Here is a 1,673-nt window from a genome sequence, read left to right as displayed (position 1 = left end):
ATTTTGAAGTACCCCCTAAATGAAAATTTTCTTTCTCTACAGTTAGTTATTTTGAGAGGTCAGCTCATTTTTTTGTTTTGGGGGTGTTTACTTTTCTTATTTATTCTATTTAACAAAAGCACCTTTTTGTTTGAATGTATTATTTCACAAATTCCCCGTCATAGAAATAACTTTATTATGATTTACAGTTTACAATGACTGAAATTCATATTAATAAAGACCTCCATTTACGATTCGAACTTTGCATATGAATTGCTAATCAAGTAATAAATCGGACTTAAATACGATTACAGCATTTCCTGCAATTCTTACTTCCTCTGGCTCCTGATTACAAATTTTCACTTGAACATCAATGATACCCGCCCGTTTTATAGCTTCGCCCTGCACTGCTTTAAAACTAAATAAAGTATTATCATGTTTGACAAGTCTACGATGTATCAAGTATGCGCCTAAAGGACCGTTCGCATTACCTGTAACAGGGTCTTCGTTAATACCAATTGCAGGAGCAAACATTCTTCCATGAATTAAAATATCAGAGTCGGGAGCATTCATCGTAAACACATAGAAACCATTGCAATTAATTAATCCACTGACTTTTGTGAGTAACTCCATATTAGGGTTTAATTGGTTAAGAAGTTCCGAATTTTTAATTCCAATCATTACCTTAGAATGCCCGGTTGAAACGATTTGTACTGGACAATCTTCTAATAAATCATTTTCACTAATATTGAAAGCTGTAAATATATTCTCTAAAGCTACACCTTCAATCACAGTTTCAAAACTTATACTACCCTGCGTCATAATAATTTTGTAATCATTATCTTCATTAATCACATCGACTGGTAAAATGCCGGCACCAGTTTTATGATAAACTTTAACTGTATTTAAACTATTTTCAACTGCACGAGCATAGTGGGCAGCAATCGTCGCATGTCCACAGATAGGGACCTCATGAGTAGGCGTAAAAAAACGAATATGTACATCAGATTCGCTATTGTCTGATTTAAAGATAAATGCCGTTTCCGAATTGTTAAGCTCTCTAGCAATCCTCTGCATCTCACCCGAGGATAAACCATCTGCATTTGTTATTACACCAGCCGGATTACCTGATAATTTTTTCTTCGTAAATGAATCAATTTGATATAATCGGTACTTTCTTTCCATGTCATTTTCCACCTTTAATATATTTAATTTTTGGTCCTTTAAACTATCTTTAATTCTTATTATATTAAAGTTCTCCCGTTACTTCTATAAGGAGCTTGATAGCGATGGGGTAGTACCACATCGCTATCAAGCTAAGCTTATGCAAAGTCAATTTTTGGTTTAGTAGTTCAGCTAATAGGTGTTGTAAAAATTGGACGGCCGCTTGATTAAATCGTTGATTCAATCCCTCTGAATTGATGAGCACTTCTGTTGATGCTTCCAAACAGCTAGATAATTGAGTTAAAGAAGTCGTAGCGATATTTTGACTCATCCATACACATAAAGCGACTAAATCTTTTGCTTGGTATTTACTGGTTCGTTGCACGAAACCAACATCTCTAGCAAGATCTCGTAAGATATTTGGAGATAAAAAGCTTTGAATCTCTTGAGCAAATAGTTGTAATTCATCAGATATAGAAATAGACATACAAAAAACGCCATCCTTTCCTATGATTCTACAGAAAGAATAA

1 protein-coding gene and 1 pseudogene are annotated in these 1,673 nt (G+C 34.1%); both read right to left on the bottom strand.

The features are described from left to right. Positions 1-255: 255 nt before the first annotated feature. The gene (locus tag AB3X48_RS21905) at positions 256-1,164 is read right to left on the bottom strand and encodes a PhzF family isomerase (RefSeq protein WP_367959944.1); all 909 of its coding nucleotides are present in this window, start codon (positions 1,162-1,164) and stop codon (positions 256-258) included. A 145-nt stretch (positions 1,165-1,309) separates the two neighbouring features. Beyond that, positions 1,310-1,630 (bottom strand): annotated as a pseudogene (locus tag AB3X48_RS21900) (IS4 family transposase); the annotation flags it as partial. Positions 1,631-1,673: the final 43 nt, after the last annotated feature.

The organism is Bacillus sp. S4, assembly GCF_040838205.1.
In the GTDB taxonomy this organism is placed as follows: Bacteria; Bacillota; Bacilli; order Bacillales; family Bacillaceae_G; genus Bacillus_A; species Bacillus_A cereus_U.
The sequence above is the reverse complement of the archived record's forward strand: the minus strand, read 5'-3'. Positions and strand labels throughout refer to the sequence as shown.

What these genes read in the sequence shown, in the direction of transcription:
- AB3X48_RS21905 (WP_367959944.1), bottom strand. Translation starts at nt 1,164, where the DNA reads ATGGAAAGAAAGTACCGATTATATCAAATTGATTCATTTACGAAGAAA.